General features: G+C 40.9%; 21 protein-coding genes, 6 tRNA genes, 3 rRNA genes and 1 pseudogene. 24 read left to right on the top strand and 7 right to left on the bottom strand.

Translation table 11 applies throughout. The annotated features are described in order from the left end of the window. Nucleotides 1-253 precede the first annotated feature (253 nt). A complete protein-coding gene (locus BN1068_RS18710; protein ID WP_077604357.1) occupies nucleotides 254-2,197 on the top strand; it encodes an aconitate hydratase in 1,944 nt (647 codons plus the stop codon). A 97-nt stretch (nucleotides 2,198-2,294) separates the two neighbouring features. After that, nucleotides 2,295-2,462, top strand: a complete 168-nt coding sequence (locus BN1068_RS23730) for a hypothetical protein (RefSeq protein WP_175637143.1) — start codon at nucleotides 2,295-2,297, stop codon at nucleotides 2,460-2,462. A 598-nt stretch (nucleotides 2,463-3,060) separates the two neighbouring features. On the opposite strand, the gene BN1068_RS18705 is transcribed toward BN1068_RS23730, so the two are convergent. Continuing rightward, nucleotides 3,061-3,804, bottom strand: coding sequence for an SDR family NAD(P)-dependent oxidoreductase (locus BN1068_RS18705; RefSeq protein WP_077604356.1), 744 nt, complete (start codon nucleotides 3,802-3,804; stop codon nucleotides 3,061-3,063). Between the two features lie 274 nt (nucleotides 3,805-4,078). On the opposite strand from BN1068_RS18705, the gene BN1068_RS18700 reads away from it, so the two are divergent. The 6 genes from BN1068_RS18700 (at nucleotide 4,079) to dcuC (ending at nucleotide 10,386) form a co-directional block, all read left to right on the top strand. Beyond that, nucleotides 4,079-4,975, top strand: coding sequence for a DMT family transporter (locus BN1068_RS18700; RefSeq protein ID WP_077604355.1), 897 nt, complete (start codon nucleotides 4,079-4,081; stop codon nucleotides 4,973-4,975). Between the two features lie 13 nt (nucleotides 4,976-4,988). Next, nucleotides 4,989-5,864, top strand: a complete 876-nt coding sequence (locus BN1068_RS18695; protein WP_254846834.1) for an SAM-dependent methyltransferase — start codon at nucleotides 4,989-4,991, stop codon at nucleotides 5,862-5,864. 158 nt (nucleotides 5,865-6,022) lie between these two features. Continuing rightward, nucleotides 6,023-6,997: a LacI family DNA-binding transcriptional regulator gene (locus BN1068_RS18690; RefSeq protein ID WP_077604354.1), complete on the top strand. Its 975-nt coding sequence runs from the start codon at nucleotides 6,023-6,025 to the stop codon at nucleotides 6,995-6,997. A 13-nt stretch (nucleotides 6,998-7,010) separates the two neighbouring features. Continuing rightward, nucleotides 7,011-7,898: a ribokinase gene (gene rbsK / locus BN1068_RS18685; RefSeq protein ID WP_077604353.1), complete on the top strand. Its 888-nt coding sequence runs from the start codon at nucleotides 7,011-7,013 to the stop codon at nucleotides 7,896-7,898. A 116-nt stretch (nucleotides 7,899-8,014) separates the two neighbouring features. Continuing rightward, nucleotides 8,015-8,935: a ribonucleoside hydrolase RihC gene (rihC, locus tag BN1068_RS18680; protein WP_077604352.1), complete on the top strand. Its 921-nt coding sequence runs from the start codon at nucleotides 8,015-8,017 to the stop codon at nucleotides 8,933-8,935. A gap of 29 nt (nucleotides 8,936-8,964) precedes the next feature. Beyond that, nucleotides 8,965-10,386 (top strand): C4-dicarboxylate transporter DcuC, encoded by a 1,422-nt coding sequence (gene dcuC, locus BN1068_RS18675; protein WP_077604351.1) that lies wholly within the window; start codon nucleotides 8,965-8,967, stop codon nucleotides 10,384-10,386. Between the two features lie 97 nt (nucleotides 10,387-10,483). Here the strand turns inward: dcuC and BN1068_RS18670 are convergent, their stop codons facing one another. The 5 genes from BN1068_RS18670 to BN1068_RS18650 all read right to left on the bottom strand — a co-directional run bounded on the left by BN1068_RS18670 (nucleotide 10,484) and on the right by BN1068_RS18650 (nucleotide 13,467). Beyond that, nucleotides 10,484-11,455, bottom strand: a complete 972-nt coding sequence (locus tag BN1068_RS18670) for a DUF4097 family beta strand repeat-containing protein (RefSeq protein ID WP_077604350.1) — start codon at nucleotides 11,453-11,455, stop codon at nucleotides 10,484-10,486. Next, a complete protein-coding gene (locus BN1068_RS18665; RefSeq protein ID WP_077604349.1) occupies nucleotides 11,452-12,009 on the bottom strand; it encodes a DUF1700 domain-containing protein in 558 nt (185 codons plus the stop codon). The genes BN1068_RS18670 and BN1068_RS18665 overlap by 4 nt, the downstream gene beginning before the upstream one ends. Continuing rightward, nucleotides 12,002-12,322: a PadR family transcriptional regulator gene (locus BN1068_RS18660; protein ID WP_077604347.1), complete on the bottom strand. Its 321-nt coding sequence runs from the start codon at nucleotides 12,320-12,322 to the stop codon at nucleotides 12,002-12,004. Before BN1068_RS18660 ends, BN1068_RS18665 begins: the two co-directional genes overlap by 8 nt. Before the next feature lie 367 nt (nucleotides 12,323-12,689). Then, nucleotides 12,690-13,154 carry a DUF1700 domain-containing protein gene (locus tag BN1068_RS18655; RefSeq protein WP_077604348.1) on the bottom strand — a complete coding sequence of 155 codons (465 nt, stop codon included), beginning with the start codon at nucleotides 13,152-13,154 and terminating at the stop codon, nucleotides 12,690-12,692. Beyond that, nucleotides 13,147-13,467, bottom strand: coding sequence for a PadR family transcriptional regulator (locus BN1068_RS18650; protein WP_077604347.1), 321 nt, complete (start codon nucleotides 13,465-13,467; stop codon nucleotides 13,147-13,149). The genes BN1068_RS18655 and BN1068_RS18650 overlap by 8 nt, the downstream gene beginning before the upstream one ends. A gap of 374 nt (nucleotides 13,468-13,841) precedes the next feature. Between BN1068_RS18650 and BN1068_RS18645 the strand changes: the two genes are divergently transcribed. The 7 genes from BN1068_RS18645 (at nucleotide 13,842) to rrf (ending at nucleotide 19,428) form a co-directional block, all read left to right on the top strand. Beyond that, a tRNA-Arg gene (locus BN1068_RS18645) sits at nucleotides 13,842-13,918 on the top strand. Nucleotide 13,919: 1 nt separating this feature from the next. Further along, nucleotides 13,920-13,996, top strand: a tRNA-Pro gene (locus BN1068_RS18640). Nucleotides 13,997-14,026: 30 nt separating this feature from the next. After that, a tRNA-Gly gene (locus BN1068_RS18635) sits at nucleotides 14,027-14,100 on the top strand. 10 nt (nucleotides 14,101-14,110) lie between these two features. Then, a tRNA-Ile gene (locus BN1068_RS18630) sits at nucleotides 14,111-14,184 on the top strand. A gap of 197 nt (nucleotides 14,185-14,381) precedes the next feature. After that, a 16S ribosomal RNA gene (locus BN1068_RS18625) occupies nucleotides 14,382-15,943 on the top strand. Between the two features lie 309 nt (nucleotides 15,944-16,252). Then, nucleotides 16,253-19,173, top strand: a 23S ribosomal RNA gene (locus BN1068_RS18620). 139 nt (nucleotides 19,174-19,312) lie between these two features. Next, a 5S ribosomal RNA gene (rrf, locus tag BN1068_RS18615) occupies nucleotides 19,313-19,428 on the top strand. Together the 16S, 23S and 5S rRNA genes with 4 tRNA genes alongside form the textbook arrangement of a ribosomal RNA operon. A gap of 179 nt (nucleotides 19,429-19,607) precedes the next feature. On the opposite strand, the pseudogene BN1068_RS24105 reads toward rrf, so the two are convergent. Continuing rightward, nucleotides 19,608-19,778: pseudogene (locus BN1068_RS24105) on the bottom strand (DUF1697 domain-containing protein); the annotation flags it as partial. A gap of 204 nt (nucleotides 19,779-19,982) precedes the next feature. On the opposite strand from BN1068_RS24105, the gene BN1068_RS18605 reads away from it, so the two are divergent. From BN1068_RS18605 to tsaD, 9 genes are all read left to right on the top strand, one after another. After that, complete coding sequence (locus tag BN1068_RS18605) at nucleotides 19,983-20,351, top strand: hypothetical protein (protein WP_077604345.1); 369 nt, start codon at nucleotides 19,983-19,985, stop codon at nucleotides 20,349-20,351. Next, nucleotides 20,303-21,085 (top strand): membrane protein insertase YidC, encoded by a 783-nt coding sequence (gene yidC, locus BN1068_RS18600; protein WP_077604344.1) that lies wholly within the window; start codon nucleotides 20,303-20,305, stop codon nucleotides 21,083-21,085. Before BN1068_RS18605 ends, yidC begins: the two co-directional genes overlap by 49 nt. Nucleotides 21,086-21,469: 384 nt before the next feature. After that, nucleotides 21,470-21,546: transfer RNA gene (locus BN1068_RS18595), tRNA-Met, on the top strand. Nucleotides 21,547-21,604: 58 nt separating this feature from the next. Beyond that, nucleotides 21,605-21,681, top strand: a tRNA-Asp gene (locus tag BN1068_RS18590). Between the two features lie 216 nt (nucleotides 21,682-21,897). Further along, the gene (gene thiL / locus BN1068_RS18585) at nucleotides 21,898-22,857 is read left to right on the top strand and encodes a thiamine-phosphate kinase (RefSeq protein WP_077604343.1); all 960 of its coding nucleotides are present in this window, start codon (nucleotides 21,898-21,900) and stop codon (nucleotides 22,855-22,857) included. Between the two features lie 15 nt (nucleotides 22,858-22,872). After that, entirely contained in the window at nucleotides 22,873-23,313 is a 441-nt protein-coding gene (tsaE, locus tag BN1068_RS18580; RefSeq protein WP_077604342.1) for a tRNA (adenosine(37)-N6)-threonylcarbamoyltransferase complex ATPase subunit type 1 TsaE, read from the top strand. A gap of 10 nt (nucleotides 23,314-23,323) precedes the next feature. Further along, nucleotides 23,324-24,028, top strand: coding sequence for a tRNA (adenosine(37)-N6)-threonylcarbamoyltransferase complex dimerization subunit type 1 TsaB (gene tsaB / locus BN1068_RS18575; RefSeq protein WP_077604341.1), 705 nt, complete (start codon nucleotides 23,324-23,326; stop codon nucleotides 24,026-24,028). Further along, the gene (gene rimI, locus BN1068_RS18570) at nucleotides 24,025-24,474 is read left to right on the top strand and encodes a ribosomal protein S18-alanine N-acetyltransferase (RefSeq protein ID WP_077605162.1); all 450 of its coding nucleotides are present in this window, start codon (nucleotides 24,025-24,027) and stop codon (nucleotides 24,472-24,474) included. Before tsaB ends, rimI begins: the two co-directional genes overlap by 4 nt. Then, on the top strand, nucleotides 24,471-25,481 hold the full coding sequence (gene tsaD / locus BN1068_RS18565; protein WP_077604340.1) for a tRNA (adenosine(37)-N6)-threonylcarbamoyltransferase complex transferase subunit TsaD: 1,011 nt from the start codon (nucleotides 24,471-24,473) through the stop codon (nucleotides 25,479-25,481). Before rimI ends, tsaD begins: the two co-directional genes overlap by 4 nt. Nucleotides 25,482-25,626: the final 145 nt, after the last annotated feature.

The raw sequence follows: 25,626 nt of genomic DNA, 5'->3' as shown, positions 1-25,626 counted from the left end.
TTACTATATTCACCGTTTTCTGTATTTTTATTAAGGGAAGACATGTATAAAAGACCCGGAAAGGAAAATGAAATCCAAATGAAGTATTGTGGAACTTCAAAGATCTTGGAGGCAAGAATGCTAAAATAACCTTGTCAGAAGAAGCGGATTGCTCTTAACAAAATAATATCCAGTTTAACTTCATTTGATATGTGTAATAAACACTATATAAGCATATTCTAATCAGGACAGTATATTTTAAGGAGGAAGCAACATGCAGCTTAATGCAGCTCAAAAATTAATTCAAGATCATTTGCTGTCAGGAGAAATGAAGGCTGGAGAAGAAATTGGAATAAAGATTGATCAGACATTAACGCAGGATGCGACAGGAACGATGGTAATGCTCGAACTGGAAGCAATGGGAATTGACCGGGTGAAAACAGAGGCTTCTGCGCAATATGTAGACCATAACTTGATTCAGGAAGATTATCGTAACGCGGATGACCACCTTTTTTTAAGAAGTGCGGCACAGAAATTCGGAATTTATTACAGCAGGCCTGGAAACGGTGTCAGTCATCCTGTCCACATGCAGCAGTTGGCACGCCCGGGAAAGACCTTATTAGGATCAGATAGTCATACATGTGCCAACGGCTGTATGGGAATGCTGGCGATTGGAGCAGGCGGTATTGATGTGACAATGGCGATGGCGGGAGAACCTTACTATGTAAAAATGCCCCGTGTGATGGGAGTAGAGCTGACAGGGAAACTCCCGGATTGGGTCAGCGCTAAAGATGTTATTTTAGAAATGCTGCGCCGTCACGGCGTACAGGGCGGAGTCGGCAGGATCATTGAATATTATGGTCCGGGCGTTAAAGAGCTATCTGCCATGGATCGGCATGTTATTGCCAATATGGGTGCTGAGCTTGGAGCGACTGCAACCGTATTTCCTTCTGATAAAGAAGTGAAGCGTTTTCTAAAAACACAGGGACGTGAAGATCAGTGGGTAGAATTAAAATCGGATAACGGAGCGACATATGATGAACATGAAAAAATTGATTTATCTGCGCTGGAACCGTTAATCGCAAAACCATCCAGTCCGGGGAATGTCGTTCCTGTTACAGAAGTTGCTGGAGAAGCCATTTATCAGTCTTATATCGGTTCCTCGGCCAATCCGGGATACCGCGATTTTGCGATTGCCAGTGAAATTGTTAAAGGGGAGCAGGCTGCGAACGGGATTTCTTTTGATATTAATCCAACCTCCCGTCAGTTGCTGGAACAGCTTGTAGAGAATGGACATATTGCGAATCTCTTGTCCGCCGGAGCCAGGATGCATCAGGCAGGCTGTAATGGCTGTATTGGAATGGGGCAGGCCCCGGCTACGGGACGGAACAGTTTACGTACTACTCCAAGGAACTTCCCGGGACGATCCGGCACAAGAGAAGACAGTGTCTTCCTGTGCAGTCCGGAGACAGCCGCCGCTTCTGCATTAACAGGTGTCATTACGGATCCAAGAACTTTAGATATTTCTTATCCGAAAATAAAAGAACCAACTACCTTTTCTACAAAAGGAATGCTGGAGGCACCGCCGGAGGATAACAGCCAAATCAAATTGGAAAAAGGGCCAAACATCACTGCTATACCAGATTTTCAGCCAATTGAAGATAACTTTGATCTGCCTGTTTTATTAAAAATGCAGGATAATATATCAACAGATGAGATTCTTGCCGGCGGCTCACGAGTATTACCATTTCGCAGTAATATTCAAAGAATCAGTACTTTTGCCTTTGAGATTATTGATGAAGATTATTATGAAAAGGCCATGAAAAAACGTGATGATGGCGGCCATACAGTGGTAGCAGGCTTTAATTACGGACAAGGGTCCAGCCGGGAGCATGCGGCACTCGCGCCACGTTATCTCGGATTAAAGGTTGTGCTTGTGAAGGGTTTTGCTCGAATTCATCTTCAAAACTTGATTAACTTCGGTATTCTGCCATTAACGTTTGTGAATGAGGAAGACTATGACCTGCTCCATCAAGAGGATATACTTGAATTTCGTCATATCCATCAAACAATACAGAACCAGCGTACATTTGATATAAAACTGAAAGGGACAGATCGTACGATTACCGTCCAGCATGATTTGACGAAGCGGCATCTTGACATTCTGCTGGCCGGCGGGATTATAAATTGGATTAAAATGCGAGTTCAAAATAGCTAATAAAAGGACCAAAAAGTTCAAGACGGATTTGATGCCTCATTTTTGCTGGACTTTTTGATTATCCTCTTAAAGAAAAACAATAGAAAGGAAGTCAGCTATGGGTTCACAGAAACACGCCTGTAAAGCTTGTGACGGGACTGGCCTATTAATGGATGATGAACAGTGGCACTATACATGTACTGTTTGTCATGGTGACGGGTTTGTTGCCGCTGTGGAAAAGACGGAAAAGCTGCAGGTAGATGAAAATCACAGAGTAATTGATTAAATAGAGGAGGCTGGAGCAGTGCTGTCCGTTTTTACAGTATCTGCTCCGGCTGCTTTTATTATGAATAAAAAATTTTGCAAGCGTTAGAACAGAACGAACAAAAGACAATCTATGGGATTTTAGGAGCGCATGAAGTATCCATTCAACAGGTCCAGAATAGATTCGCTGTATTCTCCAACCGTACCTGAAGCGGTAGTGGTTTTTTGTATTTAAAAGCCTTGAATTAATGAAAGCCAGAATAAGCATATCCTCTTTTAATTTATCTATCTCATTTAGAGATTGGAAATAGAGAGGTGATCCATTTATCAGCCTCTCTATTTTCTTGCTGTCGAGGAAATTATAGAATTATTGCCTTGTGGATAACTATTTATAGAAAAACAGCCGCATCCAGCTCCGAGCGCCAAAAACTAGGAGCTAACACGTGAGCGCCCTACGATAAGTCAACATCGGTTTAAAGTAAAGGAAGGCCGACTAAAAACAGGCTGAAGCCTAACGTCGGCATACCCCTAAAGGGGCATGTTTCCTTTATCTCAGTTGCGCCGCTCCAATCTCTACGTTTTTAAGCAGGCGCTCTGCGCTTTTCTTGCGTGCTGGAAAATTAAACATCCGTACCTAAAGTAAGCCCGCCGTCCACCACAATTTCTGCGCCGTTACAATAAGCACTCTCATCAGAGGCGAGAAAAGCAGCTACTTGAGCTATATCATTAGCCTGGCCCAGTCTCCTTAATGGAATGGCATCAGCTTCATTTATATTCAGATTACTGCTGCTCGCCATATTTGTCTGGATAACACCGGGATGAATGGAATTCACTCTGATTCCTTTTGGCCCTAATTCGATTGCAGCAGATTTAGAAAGGTTGGAAACAGCTGCTTTTGAAGCTGCATAAGCAGCTGCGTCGTTAATTGGTGCAAAAGCAGAGATAGAGACATTATTAACAATGGATCCTTTTTGCTGTTTTTCCATGTACGGCACAACTGCCTTTATTCCCATAAAAACGCCGAGCTGGTTCACATTGATTAACTGTTGAAAATCTTCTACAGATGTATCTAACAAAGGTTTTTTAATAAAAATACCGGCATTATTAATAAGTACATCTATTTTATTATAAGCTTCGATAATAGACTGGACAGCAGCAGTCCAATCAGCTTCGTTTGTTACATCTAATTGGACGGGAAGGCTTTGATCCTTTCCGATTTCTGCTGAGAGTGCTTCAGCATCCTCAAAGTTTCTGGCTCCTACTGCAACTTTTGCACCGAGTGAAGCGAAGTGTTTAGCAATCCCTTTCCCTTGTCCACGGTTTGCTCCGGTTATAAGTACGACTTGATCTTTTAAATTTGGCATAATTACTCCTTTAATTTTTATTGTTTACAATTAGAATTTACCACAGTTGACTGTTTGTAAAAACTTAACTGCTTAACTGAGAAGAGAAATGAAAGGAGAAATCGGATAGATTAATTTTTTGTGAATGGAATAGATGTCAAAAATACCTTCAGCATGCTATTATTATTTGGTAATGATCTTATTTTTTTATTAATGTAAGAGGTGATTTTGATAATAGAAACGTTTAAACCTCTTCTTATCCAAATAGAATTCCATCTCAGAGGAGGGTCAATAATTGAAACAAGGGACCATTAATCTATTATTAGTTATCACAATTATCTGCATATCCTTATCGGCAATACTTGTGAAATTATCGGATGCACCTTCTACCGTCATGGTAATGTATCGGATGTTTTTAGCATGCGTATTAATTTTCCCTATGGTTTTTAAATATCGAAAATCATTTTTAAAGATAAACAGAAAAGAGTGGGTAGCTATTGTATTTGCCGGAATTTTTCTGGCTGGTCATTTTGGATTATGGTTCGAGTCGTTAAATCATACGTCAGTGGCAAGCTCTACACTAATTTTAGCACTGCAGCCTGCGATTGCTTTAATTGGAGGTCTGATTTTCTTTAAAGAAAAATTAGATATACGTATAGTAATAGCAATGGGAATAGCTTTTATAGGTGTCGTTGTTGTTGGGGGAGGTAGCTTAGGAAGCGGCAGCGGGGCTTTGCTGGGAAATATTTTATCCTTCCTGGCTGTTGTTTCTGTGGTACTTTATTTAATGATCGGTCAGCGAAATGTAAAATCAATTAATCACTGGGTATACAGCTTTTTAGTGTTTTTGGCAGCAGGGATTACAATGGCTGTATTTAACCTTATTGGCGGGATAGCATTCACAGGTTATACTGCAAATGATTGGCTGGTCTTTATCATGCTGGCTATTTTCCCGACGGGAGCACATATTATTTTTAACCTGCTGTTAAACTATGTAAATACAACGACGGTTTCTATGAGTACATTGGGAGAACCGGTGGGTGCCTCTATTCTGGCAGTTATTCTTTTACATGAGAAGCTCACTCCTGTAGAGATGATAGGCGGCGTTCTGATTATTGCCGGGATATTTTATTTCCTGCGGCTGCAGGCTGGATCGAAACAGCCTGTACCAAAAGAATCGGAAAGAATATAAATGGAGTAAGAGGGTGGACATTTTAGTTCATCCTTTTTTAAGAATAAAAGGCTGGGGGCGTGTTCCATTGAAAGAAAATAATTTAAAAAAAGCAAGAAAAATCATTGAAAAATACGATATATATAAGAACGATCCGATTCAGGAAATCCAGCTGGCTCACCGGATTCAGCTGGTCGAAGCTTTTGATATGAAAGAGGGGATGCATGTGCTGGAAATAGGCTGCGGGCAGGGAGATACAACGGTAGTGCTTGCAGATGCTGTTGGAGAAAGTGGAAAGGTAACAGCTATTGATATTGCGAGTAAAGCATATGGAGCGCCATTAACTTTGGAAGAGGCGACCAATCGAATTATGGACACTTCACTTGGAGATAGAATTACCTTTCATTTTGAAACGGACTTTTTAACCTTCGAGGAAGAAACAGTCTTTGATGCAGTCGTTTTATCACATGCTTCCTGGTACTTTGAAAATGAACAGACACTCATTGATTATATAGCGAAAGTAAAGGTGATAGCGAATCAGATCTGCTTTGCAGAATGGGATTTGGATTATACAAGAAGCGGACAGCGTGCCCATTTTTTAGCAGCATCTTTATTGGCGCTTCACAGCAGCCAGATTGGAAATGATGGTAATATTCAATGTCTGTTTGAAAAAAGACAAGTAAGAGAAATCCTGGAGAACGCAGGCTTTCAGATAATGAGAGAAGAGGTTATTGATGCAGCATATCTTCAGGATGGAGGCTGGGAAATTAATGAAGCGAATAATATCCGGGCTGATTTTGAGAGAAAGGGAGACGCTTATCAATCTTTTATCGATGTTTATTATTATTTAATGAATCATCAGCAGGAGAGAGAATCACTGGATAGCTTTGTTATTTGTGCGAAGAGGTAAGATATCAGCTGGAAGGGAGCCTCATAAAGCATCAAAAATAAAAATCATTGACAATGGAATGAAATCGCTTTACAATATTGTGTAACGGGTTACATAAATCCGTTTTAAATTTACGATTACATGTAACGGGTTACATGTTTAATAGAAGGAGGAATGTTATGGCGACTATTCGAGAGGTTGCAAAGCTTGCCGGCGTATCTGTTGCTACTGTCTCCCGTGTTATGAATAAAAATGGATATATCAATGAAAAAACAAAAGAAAAAGTAGAAGCCGCGATTAAAGAATTAGATTATCGGCCCAATGATGTTGCCAGGACTCTTTTTAAAGGGACATCTAAAATGATTGCATTATTTGTACCGGATATTATGAACCCTTTCTTTCCTGAACTGGCACGTGCGGTGGAGGATACTGCAAATAAGTCAGGCTATACCTTTATTCTTTGTAATACAGATAACAATCGGGAGAAGGAAATGAAATACCTGCACGCCCTTCTCCAAAAAACAATTGGCGGGGTGGTAATGGTTTCAAGCTCCATTCCTTTAGAAACGCTAAATAAAGTAAGCGTTCCAATTGTTGCATTAGACAGAGAGATTATGGATACAATTTCAGTTACGGTGAATAACCGGACAGGTGCAATCGAAGCAGTGCGTCATCTGCAGGAGTCAGGCTGTAAAAGGATTGCGCATATAAGTGGTCCGGAGGATACAACAAGTGCAGTAGAACGTAAAAAAGGTTACCTGGAAGCAGTGGAACAAGAGAATTGGTTTTCAAAAGATTTTATTACATCTGGAGAATATACCTTTGAGGGTGCCTATCAGGCAGCAAAGGAATTAATAAAAAAACATCCTGAAATTGATGGTATTTTTGCTGCGAATGATTTAATGGGGGTAGGTGTTTTAAAGGCTGCTGAAGCTTTGAACCTGCGTGTTCCAGAAGATTTATCTGTTATTGGATTTGATGGGATTGAATTAGGAAAAATTACAACACCGGCACTGACAACGATGGGTCAGCCCATCTATGAAATTGGGCAGCGGGCTGCTGAAATAATTATTGACCGGATGGAAAATAAACAGAAGGAAATTACTTCTGAACAATACACTGTTCAATTAATCAAAAGACAATCAACAAAGTAAGGGAATGAATTGTATGAAAAAAAATCCAAGAGTCTGTGTTGTCGGAAGTATCAATATGGATATGGTGACAACAACGGATAAAGTACCTGCGCAGGGAGAAACGGTTCTTGGTGAATCGTTTACTACCTATCCCGGCGGTAAGGGAGCAAATCAGGCAATTGCAGCAGCCAGGCTAGGAGCAGAAGTTGTCATGGTTGGAGCAGTAGGGGAGGATCCTTTTGGAAAGAGTTTGAAAGAACGATTCCGTGCTGAAGGCGCTGTTAGTGACGCAATTATAACTGTTCCCAATGAATCAACCGGCGTTGCAACTATTATTCTTTCTGATGGGGATAATCGAATTATTGTTGCTCCGGGAGCGAATAAATATGTAACACCGGAAATGGTAAAAGAAAAACAGGACATAATTCTTTCCTGCGATATTGTTTTAATGCAATTTGAGATACCGATGGAAACAATTGAATACACGGCAGAGCTTGCGTACAAGCATGGTATTCCTGTTGTTATTAATCCGGCCCCATATAACAAGGTTCTGGAGAACATTGTAGAAAAAGCAACGTTTATTACACCGAATGAATCAGAGCACATGGCAATGAAGCAATCCATAGATACTTCAGCTATAAGAAAGAAGATTATAGAGACAAGGGGAGAGCAGGGAGTTGCTTTCACATTGCCGGATGGAGAAGAGAAGACAATTTCTTCTTTTCAGGCAAAGGTAAAAGATACTACTGGAGCAGGAGACACTTTTAACGGAGCCTTTGTAACGGAATATGCAAAAGAAAAAGATATAGAGAAGGCAATTGAATTTGCCAATGCGGCCGCCTCTTTAGCTGTAGAGAAAATTGGAGCTCAGGAAGGAATGCCGACAAGAGCAGAGGTTATCAAAAGAATGAAGAATCGATAAAGCAGAAAGCTTTTCTCTCAGGCAGAAACAGTATTTATATAGAAGAAAGAAGTAAACAGCTGTTAAGCCGGAAGAGAAAACGTCCTGCTTATTATAAAAATATTGGAGGAATTGTCATGAATAAGAAGCCAGTTATTATCGATACAGATCCAGGAATTGATGATGCAGTTGCATTAGGTATTGCATTATATAGCGAAGAACTCGACGTTCGCTTAATTACAACAGTAAATGGAAATGTCAGTCTGGATAAAGTTACGTATAATATGCTCCGGTTAATGAAATTTTTTGATAAACAGGTTCCAATCGCCAAAGGAGCTGCAACCCCATTAATTGTTGAACCTGTTGATGCCAGTGACATTCATGGAGAGACAGGCATGGATGGTTACGATTTTGAAGAAGCAGATGAAAGTCTTCTTTTAGACGAACATGCTGTAACTGCAATGAAGAGAGAGATTCTAACAAGCGATGAACCTGTGACACTTGTGCCAATCGGGCCATTAACAAATATTGCATTGTTATTTAGAACCTATCCGGAAGTAAAGCAGAACATTAAAGAAATTATTATGATGGGCGGGTCAACTGGCAGAGGAAATTCTTCCGTGATGGCTGAGTTTAATATTTATGCAGATCCGGAAGCTGCTAAAATCGTTTTTGCAAGCGGTGTACCTATTGCTATGGCCGGATTGGATGTTGGTTTGAAAGCACTCGTTTATCCAGAAGACAGCGAAGTTTTAAAAGATATGAATAAGACGGGAAATATGATTTACCATTTATTTAAAAAATACCGGGGCGGAAGCTTTAATCAAGGCTTGAAAATGTATGACAGCTGTGCGGTTGCTTATTTACTGAAGCCGGAACTATTTGAAGTAGCGCATTCCTTTGTCGATGTTGAATTAGATGGCGCTTTAACAAAAGGGACAACCGTTGTTGATTTGAAAGGAAAAATGAATAAACAGCCAAATGTACATGTTTGTGTTGATATTGATGCGAAAGCATTTAAAAAGTGGTTTATGGAAAGCATTCAAAAATGTAATTAAGCATTACCATTCATCGGAGGGAAGACATCATGTTAGATAATCTTATTATGTATGGTTCAGCTATTTTAGCTGTTGTTGTTATTGTCTATATGCTGATCAAGAAAATGGATATTAAAATTGCCTTATTTTTAATGGGGATTGTTCTTCTCCTGATTAGTCTGGCAATGGGAAAAGATATTGTATTCCAGGACTTTCAATCAACAGGAGCGGCTCTGCTTGATCCGTTACAGGTAATTGTTGAACAATTCAAATCAACCTTAAGCTCAGCAGGGTTAATTATTCTTATCCTTGGAGGATATACTGCTTATATGTCTTCTATTGGTGCGAATGATTTAACTGTTCAAGTGCTAACCAAGCCTATTAATAAAGTGAAGTCGGTTTATTTCTTAGTGCCGCTTACATTCTTACTTGGAAATGTTTTATCTTTAGTTATTCCAAGTGCGTCGACTTTAGCGATTCTGCTTCTGGCAACTTTGTATCCTGTTTTAAAACAGGCGGGGATGTCTACGTTAAGTATTGGTGCTGTTATTGCCACCTCAGCAACTATCGTACCGACACCGCTTGGCAGTGATAACGTTGCGATTGCGGAGGAACTTGCTAAATACCCTATGTTTAATGATATGACAGTAACACAATATGTATTTAGCTATCACGCTCTTGTATCGATTCCTACCATTTTATTTATCGCATTAGTTCATTATTTCTGGCAAAAACGAATGGATAAAAAAATGACGGCAGCAGAGTCAGAGGAGCAGGTAGAGTTAAAGGATATTGAAAAGGTAGAAGGCAGCAAACTTTTTAAAACGGTTTATTCGATTTTGCCAGTATTTCCAATTATTATCTTACTCGCTTCCTTTATTATTGAAATGACTACCTCTGCTACGGTGGCTGTCAATGTTGAAATTGCTGTGTTAATTTCTTTTATCCTGGCAATTGTCTGTGAATTGATTCGTCATCGTAAGGCGAAAGAGGTCTTTGCCAGCACAGAAAAATTCTTTACAGGTATGGGTAATATGCTTCCTGTAGTAGCTCTATTGGTTGCCGCTTCTGTCTTTGTTGCAGGTTTACAATCGATTGGCTTGATTGACACACTGCAGGAAACAATGCAAAGTACACATGGCGAAGGAAACGGATTTATCTTACCGCTTATTTTAGTAGCTGTCACAGCACTAATCGTCTTGTTGAGCGGAAGCGGTATTGCATTATTCTTTGCAATGGTCCCGCTGGTTGTACCACTTGCTGAAGCAGCAGGTATCAGCCCAATTGCTATCAGTGTTCCAATGGGAATGGCAGGAAACTTATTCCGGGCCGTATCCCCTGTCGCTGCTGTTATCTTAATTGTAGCTGGAACGTTAAAATTGAATCCAATTCATATTATTAAGCGTACTTCCGTACCAATGATAGCAGGTGTTATATTTATGTTTGTGCTATCTATGATTCTTTTCTTATAAAAGTATTAATACAAAAAAGCTGCTTTCAAGTCGAAAGCAGCTTTTTTGTATAGATGTTGCTGGTATCAATACGGAAAATATAAGTGAAAAGCCTGTTTTATTCAATCGTAATTCCACCGTTACTTGTATGGGCTTTAATTAACGTCTCTCCATTCCCGTATGTGATATCCCAATCCTTAGAATCGAATACACGAATGGATCCGTTATTTGTACGCAAATCAAAGGTGGCATTTTCAGGTTTTTGATCAGAAATTATAGTGATTTTTCCATTACTTGTTTCTAGTTCCATTGGATAATCAAATCCTTTTGTTGCAATAGTTACTGCTGCATTATTCGTTTTTGCTGTAATTTCCCCGGAAATATTCTGCAAATCAATTTTACCATTTGTTGTTTTTACATTTGCATTTCCCTGTATAGAATGTAGGGCTAGTTTGGCGTTATTCGTATCTGCTTTCACTTCACCGACGACATTCTCTAAAGTAATTCTTCCATTTGAAGTTCTAACATTTGTATCTCCCTGTATATTATTCAATTCAATTCTTCCGTTGGATGATTGCATATCAAGTAAGGAAGTTTCTATGTTTTCACCTTCAATTCTTCCATTACTTGTATGAAGCTGTAACGCATCAACCTGCAGATTAACAGCAGCAATTTTTGTATTTGTTGTTTTCGCATTTATTTTATCTATTATATCCTCAGGTACAAAAATATCTAATGTAGCTTTGGAACGAAACAGAAAGTCTAAATCGAAGAAAGAGAAAGAGTTTTCTTCAATTTGAATCATTAATTTACCCCCATCAACCGATGTATGGAGCTCTTGATCTTTAATCTTTTTCCTCGTTGCAGTATATTCTGCTCTCGGGTTTTCGCCGTTAGCTGCTTGAAGCCGTATTTCTGTATTTTCAGCATCCACTTCAATCTCATTTATCTCATTAGTATCGATAGGAATAGATTTGGATTCTTCATAGAAAGCAGATTGTTTGTAAGATGAAAAGGTGGTAACCATGCCAATAATTCCAATAAGAAGCAGGAAAATCGCTAAAATGATAATTCTTTTTCCTTTTATCATGCTCGATCCTCTCCTTTCACTAAACGGACATTGAATGCAATATACTTAGAAAATATACGGATAGCTGCATTTGTAACATAATTTATTACTATAAAGATTAATAATCCTGACCCTGCCAGTGTAATGGAGGCAAACAGTTCAAATAGATAAAAAGATTCAGGGTGGATAATCCATTGAAAACCAGCTATAAAAAGCTGTGCGACAAAAGAAAAAGCAACAACCCATATGCCTAGAATTGTCCCGGCAATACCGATAGAAGGACCAAGGACAATAATAAGATTGAAGAAAAAAAGTCCAATGATTATACCTATTCTGGGGGATTGATTTTGTGCAGAATGATTTGCCGGCACTTTTTCATATTGTTGTGTAGATTGCAGGTCTTTCGCAATCTGTTGTGGAGAACCCAGCGAACGAACAATCTCTTCATCTGTTTTTCCTTCAGACCGACCCATTTCAAAATGCTCTTCAAAATCCTGAATAATCTCTTTTTGATCCTGTGATGATAAGTTTCTTAAGTAGTAGCGAAGTTCTTCTAAAAAATCTAATTTATTCATTATTCTCCTCCTTCATTAACGAATCAACGCCTCGTGTGAATTTCTCGTATTCTTCTTTAAGTTCCAGGAGGTAATCTTGCCCTTCATCTGTTAAATGATAATATTTTCTGCTCGGTCCTTCTGTGGACTCTCTAAGATAAGTTGTACAATACCCCTGTTTCAATATCCGGCGTAACACAGGATAGACAGATCCTTCTGATATTTCGATTTTATCCGTAATACGTTTAATCAACTCATATCCATAGAAATCTTGTTTATCAAGCAGTACTAATACACATAGTTCAAGAACCCCTTTTTTAAATTGTGCAGTCACTAAAGTCACCCTCTTTATAGGTTAGGTAATAAGCTGATTAATTTTACTATAGCATTTTGTTCAGTACTATTCAATAACAAGTAGTGGTGTTATTATTTTATGACTTAATATACTTCTATAAAAGAGGAAGCTTAAAAGTTTGATTTTCCGAATTGAAATAGCTGTCAAAAATAGAAAGAGGGAGCCTTTTTTTGAAAGAATAGTTTGATTATATTTTTTTGAGGATTTCCTCTTGCATCAATGATAAGGACATGCTATAGTATTAAAAGTCGATTGATTGCACAAGCGATTGAAAGATTGATTGGAAAATTAATTTTTAATAATTATTGCATTGATTTAAGAGATGTGATAGTATATAAAAGTTCGATTATAATNTTAATAATCCTGACCCTGCCAGTGTAATGGAGGCAAACAGTTCAAATAGATAAAAAGATTCAGGGTGGATAATCCATTGAAAACCAGCTATAAAAAGCTGTGCGACAAAAGAAAAAGCAACAACCCATATGCCTAGAATTGTCCCGGCAATACCGATAGAAGGACCAAGGACAATAATAAGATTGAAGAAAAAAAGTCCAATGATTATACCTATTCTGGGGGATTGATTTTGTGCAGAATGATTTGCCGGCACTTTTTCATATTGTTGTGTAGATTGCAGGTCTTTCGCAATCTGTTGTGGAGAACCCAGCGAACGAACAATCTCTTCATCTGTTTTTCCTTCAGACCGACCCATTTCAAAATGCTCTTCAAAATCCTGAATAATCTCTTTTTGATCCTGTGATGATAAGTTTCTTAAGTAGTAGCGAAGTTCTTCTAAAAAATCTAATTTATTCATTATTCTCCTCCTTCATTAACGAATCAACGCCTCGTGTGAATTTCTCGTATTCTTCTTTAAGTTCCAGGAGGTAATCTTGCCCTTCATCTGTTAAATGATAATATTTTCTGCTCGGTCCTTCTGTGGACTCTCTAAGATAAGTTGTACAATACCCCTGTTTCAATATCCGGCGTAACACAGGATAGACAGATCCTTCTGATATTTCGATTTTATCCGTAATACGTTTAATCAACTCATATCCATAGAAATCTTGTTTATCAAGCAGTACTAATACACATAGTTCAAGAACCCCTTTTTTAAATTGTGCAGTCACTAAAGTCACCCTCTTTATAGGTTAGGTAATAAGCTGATTAATTTTACTATAGCATTTTGTTCAGTACTATTCAATAACAAGTAGTGGTGTTATTATTTTATGACTTAATATACTTCTATAAAAGAGGAAGCTTAAAAGTTTGATTTTCCGAATTGAAATAGCTGTCAAAAATAGAAAGAGGGAGCCTTTTTTTGAAAGAATAGTTTGATTATATTTTTTTGAGGATTTCCTCTTGCATCAATGATAAGGACATGCTATAGTATTAAAAGTCGATTGATTGCACAAGCGATTGAAAGATTGATTGGAAAATTAATTTTTAATAATTATTGCATTGATTTAAGAGATGTGATAGTATATAAAAGTTCGATTATAATGCGCCCGTAGCTCAATTGGATAGAGCGTTTGACTACGGATCAAGAGGTTAGGGGTTCGACTCCTCTCGGGCGCGCCATCGGGAAGTAGCTCAGCTTGGTAGAGCACTTGGTTTGGGACCAAGGGGTCGCAGGTTCGAATCCTGTCTTCCCGACCAGAAGAAATTTTAAAAATTCCATTTATATAAGCGGGTGTAGTTTAGTGGTAAAACCTCAGCCTTCCAAGCTGATGATGAGGGTTCGATTCCCTTCACCCGCTCCATAAAGATTATGGGCCTGTAGCTCAGCTGGTTAGAGCGCACGCCTGATAAGCGTGAGGTCGGTGGTTCGAGTCCACTCAGGCCCACTCAATAACTTTTAAAAAGTTGTTGACAATGATTTTAAAACATGATATATTAATTTGGTCGCTGTTTTTAAAAGCGACGAAGAAATTGCTCTTTGAAAACTGAACAAAACAACCAGTACGAAAGAAGAAAAACACCTCGTTTTTCTTGAATATTTAAGTCAGAAGTTGACTTCTGAAAGCTAAAGAATACAAACACTTTTATGGAGAGTTTGATCTTGGCTCAGGACGAACGCTGGCGGCGTGCCTAATACATGCAAGTCGAGCGCGGGAAGCGGACAGAACTCTTCGGAGGGACGTTCGTGGAACGAGCGGCGGACGGGTGAGTAACACGTAGGCAACCTGCCTGTAAGACTGGGATAACTCGCGGAAACGCGAGCTAATACCGGATAATACTTATGATCTCCTGATGATAAGTTGAAAGGCGGCTTTTGCTGTCACTTACAGATGGGCCTGCGGCGCATTAGCTAGTTGGTGGGGTAACGGCTCACCAAGGCGACGATGCGTAGCCGACCTGAGAGGGTGATCGGCCACACTGGGACTGAGACACGGCCCAGACTCCTACGGGAGGCAGCAGTAGGGAATCTTCCGCAATGGACGAAAGTCTGACGGAGCAACGCCGCGTGAGTGATGAAGGTTTTCGGATCGTAAAACTCTGTTGTCGGGGAAGAACAAGTATGATAGTAACTGATCGTACCTTGACGGTACCCGACCAGAAAGCCACGGCTAACTACGTGCCAGCAGCCGCGGTAATACGTAGGTGGCAAGCGTTGTCCGGAATTATTGGGCGTAAAGCGCTCGCAGGCGGTTCTTTAAGTCTGATGTGAAATCTTGCGGCTCAACCGTAAACGTGCATTGGAAACTGGAGGACTTGAGTGCAGAAGAGGAGAGTGGAATTCCACGTGTAGCGGTGAAATGCGTAGAGATGTGGAGGAACACCAGTGGCGAAGGCGACTCTCTGGTCTGTAACTGACGCTGAGGAGCGAAAGCGTGGGGAGCGAACAGGATTAGATACCCTGGTAGTCCACGCCGTAAACGATGAGTGCTAGGTGTTAGGGGGTTTCCGCCCCTTAGTGCTGAAGTTAACGCATTAAGCACTCCGCCTGGGGAGTACGGCCGCAAGGCTGAAACTCAAAAGAATTGACGGGGACCCGCACAAGCGGTGGAGCATGTGGTTTAATTCGAAGCAACGCGAAGAACCTTACCAGGTCTTGACATCCTTTGAACCCTCTGGAGACAGAGCTTTCCCTTCGGGGACAAAGTGACAGGTGGTGCATGGTTGTCGTCAGCTCGTGTCGTGAGATGTTGGGTTAAGTCCCGCAACGAGCGCAACCCTTGATCTTAGTTGCCAGCATTTAGTTGGGCACTCTAAGGTGACTGCCGGTGACAAACCGGAGGAAGGTGGGGATGACGTCAAATCATCATGCCCCTTATGACCTGGGCTACACACGTGCTACAATGGACGGAACAAAGGGAAGCAAGCCCGCGAGGTCAAGCAAATCCCATAAAACCGTTCTCAGTTCGGATTGTAGGCTGCAACTCGCCTACATGAAGCCGGAATCGCTAGTAATCGCGGATCAGCATGCCGCGGTGAATACGTTCCCGGGTCTTGTACACACCGCCCGTCACACCACGAGAGTTCGTAACACCCGAAGTCGGTGAGGTAACCTTTTGGAGCCAGCCGCCGAAGGTGGGACGAATGATTGGGGTGAAGTCGTAACAAGGTAGCCGTATCGGAAGGTGCGGCTGGATCACCTCCTTTCTAAGGATTAAAAAGGAACGTCGATTAAGTTCGCCACGTCCTGTGGCAACATCGGCATGACCCACATCGTGTGGGCCTTCGTACATGGTTGTTTGGTTCAGTTTTGAGAGAGCAATCTCTCAAGGAACTTCTGTTAAAAACGTCACGTCCGTGTGACAACACAGAAGTCACCACATCCGTGTGGAAGCTTGTACCTTGAAAACTAAATAAGAGTAACAACGACATCAAACTTTAGAAATAAGGCAAAAAAGCTATTGATATAGCAACACAACTGATTACATTGTAATCAGCAAACTTATTCATCAACTTAGTTAAGTGAATAAGGGCGCACGGTGGATGCCTTGGCACTAGGAGCCGATGAAGGACGGGACTAACACCGATATGCCTCGGGGAGTTGTAAGTAAACTTTGATCCGGGGATTTCCGAATGGGGGAACCCACTGTTCGTAATGGAACAGGACATCTATCTGAATACATAGGGTAGATGAGGCAGACCCGGGGAACTGAAACATCTCAGTACCTGGAGGAAGAGAAAGAAAAATCGATTTCCTGAGTAGCGGCGAGCGAAACGGAAAGAGCCCAAACCAGGAAGCTTGCTTCCTGGGGTTGTAGGACACTCCATTGGAGTTACAAAGAAATTCTTTAAATGAATCGACTTGGAAAGGTCAGCCAAAGAAGGTAACAGCCCTGTAGTTGAAAAGGAATTTCCTCCGGAGTGTATCCTGAGTACGGCGGAACACGTGGAATTCCGTCGGAATCCGGGAGGACCATCTCCCAAGGCTAAATACTACCTAGTGACCGATAGTGAACCAGTACCGTGAGGGAAAGGTGAAAAGCACCCCGGGAGGGGAGTGAAATAGAACCTGAAACCGTGTGCCTACAAGTAGTCGGAGCCCGTTAATGGGTGACGGCGTACCTTTTGTAGAATGGACCGGCGAGTTACGATCGTATGCAAGGTTAAGTGGAAGACACGGAGCCGTAGCGAAAGCGAGTCTGAATAGGGCGAAGGAGTATGCGGTCGTAGACCCGAAACTGTGTGATCTACCCATGTCCAGGGTGAAGGTCAGGTAACACTGACTGGAGGCCCGAACCCACGTATGTTGAAAAATGCGGGGATGAGGTGTGGGTAGCGGTGAAATTCCAATCGAACACAGAGATAGCTGGTTCTCTCCGAAATAGCTTTAGGGCTAGCCTCAAGATAGTGAGTACTGGAGGTAGAGCACTGATTGGACTAGGGGCCCCTACCGGGTTACCGAATTCAGTCAAACTCCGAATGCCAGTTACTTCAACTTGGGAGTCAGACTATGGGTGATAAGGTTCATAGTCGAAAGGGAAACAGCCCAGACCGCCAGCTAAGGTCCCAAAATATACGTTAAGTGGAAAAGGATGTGGCGTTGCACAGACAACCAGGATGTTGGCTTAGAAGCAGCCATCATTGAAAGAGTGCGTAATAGCTCACTGGTCGAGTGACGCTGCGCCGAAAATGTACCGGGGCTAAACGTATTACCGAAGCTGCGGATTGTTCTTACGAACAATGGTAGGAGAGCGTTCAAAGTGCAGAGAAGTCAGACCGTGAGGACTGGTGGAGCGCTTTGAAGTGAGAATGCCGGTATGAGTAGCGAAAAAAGAGTGAGAATCTCTTTCACCGAATGCCTAAGGTTTCCTGAGGAAGGCTCGTCCTCTCAGGGTTAGTCGGGACCTAAGCCGAGGCCGACAGGCGTAGGCGATGGACAACAGGTTGATATTCCTGTACCACCTCATGATCGTTTGAACAATGGGGGGACGCAGGAGGATAAGGAGTGCGCACTGATGGATGTGCGTCCAAGCATGCGAGGAAGTCAGACAGGCAAATCCGTCTGATATATTTCTGAGCTGTGACGGGGAGGGAAATAGAGTACCGAAGTTCCTGATTTCACACTGCCAAGAAAAGCCTCTAGTTAGATCATAGGTGCCCGTACCGCAAACCGACACAGGTAGGCGAGGAGAGAATCCTAAGGTGAGCGGGAGAACTCTCGTTAAGGAACTCGGCAAAATGACCCCGTAACTTCGGGAGAAGGGGTGCTCACTTGTGAGTGAGCCGCAGTGAATAGGCCCAAGCGACTGTTTAGCAAAAACACAGGTCTCTGCGAAGCCGAAAGGCGAAGTATAGGGGCTGACACCTGCCCGGTGCTGGAAGGTTAAGGGGAAGAGTTAGCTCTTCGGAGCGAAGCTTTGAACCGAAGCCCCAGTAAACGGCGGCCGTAACTATAACGGTCCTAAGGTAGCGAAATTCCTTGTCGGGTAAGTTCCGACCCGCACGAAAGGTGCAACGACTTGGGCACTGTCTCAACGAGAGACCCGGTGAAATTATACTATGCGTGAAGATGCGCATTACCCGCGACAGGACGGAAAGACCCCGTGGAGCTTTACTGTAGCCTGATATGGAATGTTTGTGCAGTTTGTACAGGATAGGTGGGAGCCTTTGAAGCGTGAGCGCCAGCTTACGTGGAGGCACCCGTGGGATACCACCCTAACTGTATGACCATTCTAACCCAGGACCGTAATCCGGTTCGGAGACAGTGTCAGGCGGGCAGTTTGACTGGGGCGGTCGCCTCCTAAAAGGTAACGGAGGCGCCCAAAGGTTCCCTCAGAATGGTTGGAAATCATTCGTAGAGTGTAAAGGCAGAAGGGAGCTTGACTGCGAGACCTACAAGTCGAGCAGGGACGAAAGTCGGGCTTAGTGATCCGGTGGTTCCGCATGGAAGGGCCATCGCTCAACGGATAAAAGCTACCCCGGGGATAACAGGCTTATCTCCCCCAAGAGTTCACATCGACGGGGAGGTTTGGCACCTCGATGTCGGCTCATCGCATCCTGGGGCTGTAGTCGGTCCCAAGGGTTGGGCTGTTCGCCCATTAAAGCGGTACGCGAGCTGGGTTCAGAACGTCGTGAGACAGTTCGGTCCCTATCCGTCGTGGGCGTTGGAAGTTTGAGAGGAGCTGTCCTTAGTACGAGAGGACCGGGATGGACACACCGCTGGTGTACCAGTTGTTCCGCCAGGAGCATAGCTGGGTAGCTACGTGTGGAAAGGATAAGTGCTGAAAGCATCTAAGCATGAAGCCCCCCTCAAGATGAAACTTCCCATCACTTCAAGTGAGTAAAATCCCTCAGAGACGATGAGGTTGATAGGTCCGAGGTGGAAGCGTGGCGACACATGCAGCTGACGGATACTAATCGATTGAGGACTTATCTAAGTTTTTGATGTCATGTTACTCTTATTTAGTTTTCAGGGTGCAAATTTTTAAAAAAAGTGTTGCATTTTTATTCTAAAATGCATATAATATAACTTGTCCTTGTTTTTAAGGAAACATCTTCAAGTTACATATTGTTTTGTCTGGTGGCGATAGCGAAGAGGTCACACCTGTTCCCATGCCGAACACAGAAGTTAAGTTCTTCAGCGCCGATGGTAGTTGGGGGCTTCCCCCTGCGAGAGTAGGACGTTGCCAGGCACATTGAAAAAAGTTAAGCATAGTTATGCTTAACTTTTTTTGAATAAGTAAGTATTACTGCGGCTGATAAGAAGTATTTAAATATTTTCACCCGAGTCTATTTATTCCATTATTTTAGACATTGCCGCCAATTTATTGACTGTTTTCCAATTACGAGTTGTAGATTGAATATCTAATTTTCTAAGCTGATTTGTCTGTTTATCTGATTGAAATAAGATATTTCCGCTCTGTATATACGTTCGAACGTTTTCTAAACCTGTTGCTTTAAGGGATTCCCGTAATTCCGCCATCTTAATCTTATTTTTTCCGCCTACATTAATACCCCGTAACAATGCAATATATACTGTCATTTTTCACCAGCTCCTTTAGTGTAAATGTTGTCGGGGATTTTAATATTATTTTACTCTATGGCCCAAAGTAATACAAAAAGTAAAAACAATAATAATCTGCTTTTTTTCTTGAAGTAGCTGCAGATAGGAAATCCTTTATTTTTTTGATATAATTATAACCAGCTTAAATGTTAACTTCTAAATTAGTAAAGGAGGTGAGTAACTATGTTTTTAGAGTTGTTTAATAATACTTTTATAGATTCTTCCATCTTTTATATGTATTTTGGTGTTGTTTTGATGACAATGGGAATTATGTATTTTGTTAATCTGCACCATAATACTCCGGTTATCTATGAATATTCCTTTGGCAGCAGACATCAAAATATTAAAATTAATATCAATCAAATGGGGAAGACATTAATTATTAATGAACCCTTTATGATTTGGCTTATCATCACATTTAAAAGAATAGATCAAAAAGATGACAAAATAGACAATGTATCCTCTTATTTTAAAAATGAGTTTAAAATAAGAGGAGGACAATTATGGAAAAACATGGCTTACTCACAGCCTTTAAAAAATACAGGTTTTTAATTTTAGTACTATTGCTTGTCTTTGTACTTGCAGGGTGTGGAGTGAATAACACGCCTATTGACAGTTCATCAACAGGGTTCTTTGATCATTATTTTGTATATTCCTTTTCTCTGTTGATAAAAAAGATTGCTTCTTTGCTTCAGGGGAACTATGGGATTGCTATTGTATTGATTACAATTATTATCCGATTTGTATTAATGCCATTCTTTATTAAGCAGTCAAAGAATAGTAAGGACTCTCAAAAGAAAATGGCAGTAATGAAGCCTGAGATGGATGAGATTCAGAAGAAATATAAAGGGAAAAGCAGTACAGAAGATCAGTTAAGTATGCAGAGAGAGCTAAGTGAGGTTTATAAAAAGCATGATTTTAACCCTGTAAAAATGGCTATAGGGTGTTTGCCGCTGATCATTCAGATGCCTATTCTCCTGGGATTCTATTATGCTATCAGACGGACCCCGGAAATAGCTGAACACTCATTTCTGTGGTTTAATCTAGGAGAAACCGATATTTTGTTTGTTGTTTTTGCAGTACTTATTTATTATCTGCAGGCAAGAGTAAGTCTTATCGGTCTGGATGAAGCTCAGCGAAAGCAAATGGCTATTATGAGCTTTATATCCCCAATTATGATTGGTCTCGTCTCCTTAAATGCACCTGCAGCTTTGCCTTTGTATTGGGCTGTTGGTGGAATGTTTATGATTGTACAGACGCTGGTCATAAAAAAATATGTGCATTAATAAGAGAAGCTGATGAACAAAAAATGGATTCCTTAAGATTTATTATTCTCCGCAACAGACTGTGAAAAACGCTTATTCTGTCTAGTCTAATAGACAGAATAAGCGTTTTTTATTTCCGTTATATGGGGTGCTTCCATTATTTTTTATATAAAAGTAATTTTCATATGATCTGATGGTACGTGGTTGTGTTAACAAATCTGACGAGTCAATTAGTTCAACTATTATATTTTTAACAGTTATAATCAACACACATTCTGGATAAACTTATAGATAAGCAAATAAAAATAAAAAAGTTTTAAAAAAGTATTGCATTATTCCTTAAAAGAAGATATAATAAATCTTGTCCTTAAATAAGGAATTGAAAAAAATACTAATTATTCATATCGCGGGGTGGAGCAGTCCGGTAGCTCGTTGGGCTCATAACCCAAAGGTCGTAGGTTCAAATCCTACCCCCGCAACCAAATAAGATCCAGATTCACCATCGAAGTACTGGATAAACAGTGAAATGTTACATACTTAGGTCCGGTAGTTCAGTTGGTTAGAATGCCTGCCTGTCACGCAGGAGGTCGCGGGTTCGAGTCCCGTCCGGACCGCCATGATTTTTAAAATAATAATAAACTGCAACACATGGTTTCCGCTAAGAAACATGTGTTTTTTTAATGCCATAAATGAGGCAGTATGGTTAATCAGCCTATAAATAAGCAAAACATTCCAAAGCAATAATTTGTATTTATTTTTATGACATAAATTTTTATTTTTTTCCTTTGATTTGCTATGATAAGTAATAGATTAATAAAGGAATTGGTGATATCGTGGATGAATTTTCATTTATTAATGCCATTAAACCAAAAATATATAATCAGCAGACATTGATCAAAGGAATTGGCGATGATGCTGCCGTTTTTCGCAGTACTTCAGACATTGTCACAACAGTAGATACTTTTGTGGAAGATATTCATTTTTCTTTAGAGACGATGGAGCCTTTTCATATTGGTTATCGTGTGCTGGCTGCAAATATTAGTGACTTAGCAGCAATGGGGGCAAAGCCTGTCTTTTATCTGGTTTCTATGTGTATTCCAAAAAAATGGAACCAGGAGGCATTAGAGGGAATTTATCGGGGAATGAATGAGCTTGCGTCAATGTATCAAATGGATTTAATTGGCGGAGATACGGTATCGAGTGATCGTTTAATGATCTCGATTACGGCAATTGGCTATGTGGCAAAAGAAAGAGCAAGGTATCGAAGCCATGCCAAGCCGGGAGATATTATCTTTGCGACAGGAACATTAGGCGATTCAAGAGCTGGACTTGAGATACTGCTGCATCAGCAGAAATGTAAGGATAAAGACTATTATATAAAACGCCACCGGTTACCGGAGCCAAGAGCAGCATTTGCCTTAGGCTTACGGGAAATAGGCCGGGTAGCGTTAAATGATATTAGCGACGGAATTTCAAATGAAGCGAATGAAATAGCAGAGGCTTCCGGAGTGGAGCTTATTATTATAGAAGAGAGGATTCCTGTGTCTCCAACCTTTCATCAGTTTTCTGAAGAGCAGCAGTATGAATGGAAGCTGTCAGGTGGAGAGGATTTTGAGCTTTTAGGAACAGTTTCAGAAGAGCATTGGCCGAGGGTACAGGAAATTGCTCACCAGGAAAATACAACGATTAAGCAGATCGGCTATGTTCGTGAAGCAGAGGAACCTCGTGTTCTTATTCAATCACAGGAAGAGATAAAGCAATTAACGAAAAGTGGATACACACATTTAAAGTAGGTGGATGCGTTGCAAATGCTTTTAAGAACAGAAAAGGATACACAGGATTTTGCGTACCGGTTAGCGAAAGAATTACAGCCGAATGATGTCTTGACCCTTGAAGGGCAATTAGGTGTCGGAAAGACTACCTTTACGAAAGGGCTGGCAAAAGGGCTGGGTGTTAAACGGAATATCAGCAGTCCGACTTTTACCATAGTAAAGGAATACCGTGGCCGTCTGCCGCTTTATCATATGGACGTGTATCGTCTGGAGAATTCAATGGAGGATATCGGCTTTGATGACTATTTCTTTGCGGATGGCATCACCGTAATTGAATGGGCCAGTTTTATTGAAGATTTTCTGCCAAAAGAGCGTTTGGATATTACACTTCGTTATGCAGATAATGATAATCAGCGTGAAATAACACTAACTCCTTTCGGGGAGCATTTTGAACAAGTTGTCAAAGCATTGAGTTAGGAGTTTTTGTATGAAAATACTTGCGATGGATACTTCCAATCAAGTTTTAAGTGTGGCATTATTAGATGATAAACAATTAATCGGTGAAATCACCACCAATATCGCTAAAAATCATTCCGTCCGTTTAATGCCGGCAGTGGAAAAGCTGATGAAGGATGTGAATGTTAATCCTTCTGAATTAAATCGGATTATCGTTGCCAAGGGACCTGGCTCTTATACAGGAGTCCGAATTGGCCTGGCCACAGCTAAAACAATGGCCTGGGCATTAGGTATACCGGTTATCGGTGTATCCAGCTTAGAAGCATTAGCTTATCAGGGCATTTTATTTGATGGTATCATTTGTCCGTTTTTTGACGCCAGACGCGGTTTAGTTTATACGGGTGCGTATCAATGGAAAAATGAAAAGCTTGAAACGGTGATGGAAGAAGAAAATATATTAATGACAGAATGGCTTGCAAAGCTGAAGAAGTCAGGCGAAAAAGTATTGTTTTTAAGTCAGGACACAGAGGCTTTTAAAGAGCTTATTACAGAGTGTTTACAGGATAAAGCTGTATTTGCTGATGCGTCATTGCAGCTTCCCAGAGCAGCATATTTGGCTCTATTAGGGAAAGAAAAAGAAGCTGGTTCCGTTCATACACTGGTACCGAATTATCTCCGTTTGGCAGAGGCTGAAGCAAATTGGCAAAAACAGCAAAAGGAAAAAGCAGATTTATGAGCAAGGTTATTATTCGGCAGATGAATCTGGAGGATGTTCCAGGAGTAATGGAAGTAGAAGAGGCGTCCTTTACAGGTCCATGGGATGCGGAGATTTTTTATAAAGAGCTGTGTGAAAATGATCATGCTTATTATTTTGTAGCCTGTCTGGATGAAAGAATTATTGGATATATCGGCTCGTGGATTGTGTTTGAAGATGGACAAATTACAAACTTTGCTATACATCCTGATGTGCGTGGACGTAAAATCGGCGAAAAGCTATTTGGATATGCTGTAACATTTATGACTGGAAAAGGAGTAGAACGGCTTTCCTTAGAGGTGCGTGTTTCTAATATAGCTGCACAGTCTTTATATAAGAAATTCGGGCTTGTTCCCGGTGGAATTCGAAAGCATTATTACACAGATAATTTTGAAGATGCTATTGTAATGTGGGTGAATTTAAAATGAAAAAAGATACAATAATTTTAGGCATTGAAACAAGCTGTGATGAAACAGCGGCGTCTATTGTGAGAAATGGGCGTGAAATTCTTTCTAATGTGGTCGCTTCTCAAATCGAAAGCCATAAGCGTTTCGGCGGGGTTGTTCCGGAAATAGCTTCCAGACATCATGTAGAACAAATTACAATGGTCTTAGAAGAAGCAGTAAATCAAGCAAAAGTAACCTGGGATGATATTGATGCAATTGCTGTTACAGAGGGGCCCGGGTTAGTAGGAGCTCTTCTCGTTGGTGTTAATGCAGCGAAAGCTCTTGCCTTTGCAAAGAATAAGCCGCTTATTGGTGTACATCACATTGCCGGTCATATTTATGCAAACCGATTGGAAAATGAGTTTGCGTTTCCTTTATTAGCCCTGATCGTTTCAGGGGGGCATACAGAGCTTGTTATCATGAAAGACCATTATGATTATGAGTTAATTGGCGAAACAAGGGATGATGCAGCGGGAGAGGCTTATGACAAAGTAGCAAGAATGCTGAAGCTGCCTTATCCAGGCGGTCCGGAAATTGATCGATTAAGCGCTGAAGGAAAAGCAGCTATTGATTTTCCACGCGCATGGCTTGAGGAAGGAAGCTATGACTTCAGCTTCAGCGGTTTAAAGTCGTCTGTTATCAATACACTGCATAATGCAGAGCAGCGTGGAGAAGTACTAAACCCTGCCGATGTTGCAGCGAGTTTCCAACAAAGTGTAGTCGAGGTATTAACAGAAAAGACCTTCCGCGCAGCACAGGAATATAAGGTGAAGCAAGTGATTGTTGCTGGTGGTGTTGCAGCAAATAAAGGCTTGCGGGAGAGTTTGAAAAATCGTTTTAACAGCGAAAATATGGATTTGTACATTCCTCCGATTCATTTATGTACTGATAATGCAGCGATGATTGCAGCTGCAGGAACGATTTTATACGAAAAAGAAAAATTTGCTGCACTTGATTTAAACGCAAATCCTTCTTTAATGTTAGAATAAGAATAGCTAATCAACGTCAAAGCCTGCGGATAAATATGTGATGAGGTCTCTATGGAATAATTGGCTATTTTGAATTTTCGCTAATGATAATTATGAGGTATGAAGGCAGAAGCAGCTTCATAAAATGACAGGATAGCGACAGAAG

This window comes from Oceanobacillus sojae (genome assembly GCF_900162665.1).
In the GTDB taxonomy this organism is placed as follows: domain Bacteria; phylum Bacillota; class Bacilli; order Bacillales; family Amphibacillaceae; genus Oceanobacillus; species Oceanobacillus sojae_A.
The sequence above is the reverse complement of the archived record's forward strand: the minus strand, read 5'-3'. Positions and strand labels throughout refer to the sequence as shown.

Coding starts and splice junctions, on each gene's coding strand:
- BN1068_RS18710 (WP_077604357.1), top strand. CDS start 254: ATGCAGCTTAATGCAGCTCAAAAATTAATTCAAGATCATTTGCTGTCA.
- BN1068_RS23730 (WP_175637143.1), top strand. CDS start 2,295: ATGGGTTCACAGAAACACGCCTGTAAAGCTTGTGACGGGACTGGCCTA.
- BN1068_RS18705 (WP_077604356.1), bottom strand. CDS start 3,804: ATGCCAAATTTAAAAGATCAAGTCGTACTTATAACCGGAGCAAACCGT.
- BN1068_RS18690 (WP_077604354.1), top strand. CDS start 6,023: ATGGCGACTATTCGAGAGGTTGCAAAGCTTGCCGGCGTATCTGTTGCT.
- rbsK (WP_077604353.1), top strand. CDS start 7,011: ATGAAAAAAAATCCAAGAGTCTGTGTTGTCGGAAGTATCAATATGGAT.
- rihC (WP_077604352.1), top strand. CDS start 8,015: ATGAATAAGAAGCCAGTTATTATCGATACAGATCCAGGAATTGATGAT.
- dcuC (WP_077604351.1), top strand. CDS start 8,965: ATGTTAGATAATCTTATTATGTATGGTTCAGCTATTTTAGCTGTTGTT.
- BN1068_RS18670 (WP_077604350.1), bottom strand. CDS start 11,455: ATGATAAAAGGAAAAAGAATTATCATTTTAGCGATTTTCCTGCTTCTT.
- BN1068_RS18665 (WP_077604349.1), bottom strand. CDS start 12,009: ATGAATAAATTAGATTTTTTAGAAGAACTTCGCTACTACTTAAGAAAC.
- BN1068_RS18605 (WP_077604345.1), top strand. CDS start 19,983: ATGTTTTTAGAGTTGTTTAATAATACTTTTATAGATTCTTCCATCTTT.
- yidC (WP_077604344.1), top strand. CDS start 20,303: ATGGAAAAACATGGCTTACTCACAGCCTTTAAAAAATACAGGTTTTTA.
- tsaE (WP_077604342.1), top strand. CDS start 22,873: ATGCTTTTAAGAACAGAAAAGGATACACAGGATTTTGCGTACCGGTTA.
- tsaB (WP_077604341.1), top strand. CDS start 23,324: ATGAAAATACTTGCGATGGATACTTCCAATCAAGTTTTAAGTGTGGCA.
- rimI (WP_077605162.1), top strand. CDS start 24,025: ATGAGCAAGGTTATTATTCGGCAGATGAATCTGGAGGATGTTCCAGGA.
- tsaD (WP_077604340.1), top strand. CDS start 24,471: ATGAAAAAAGATACAATAATTTTAGGCATTGAAACAAGCTGTGATGAA.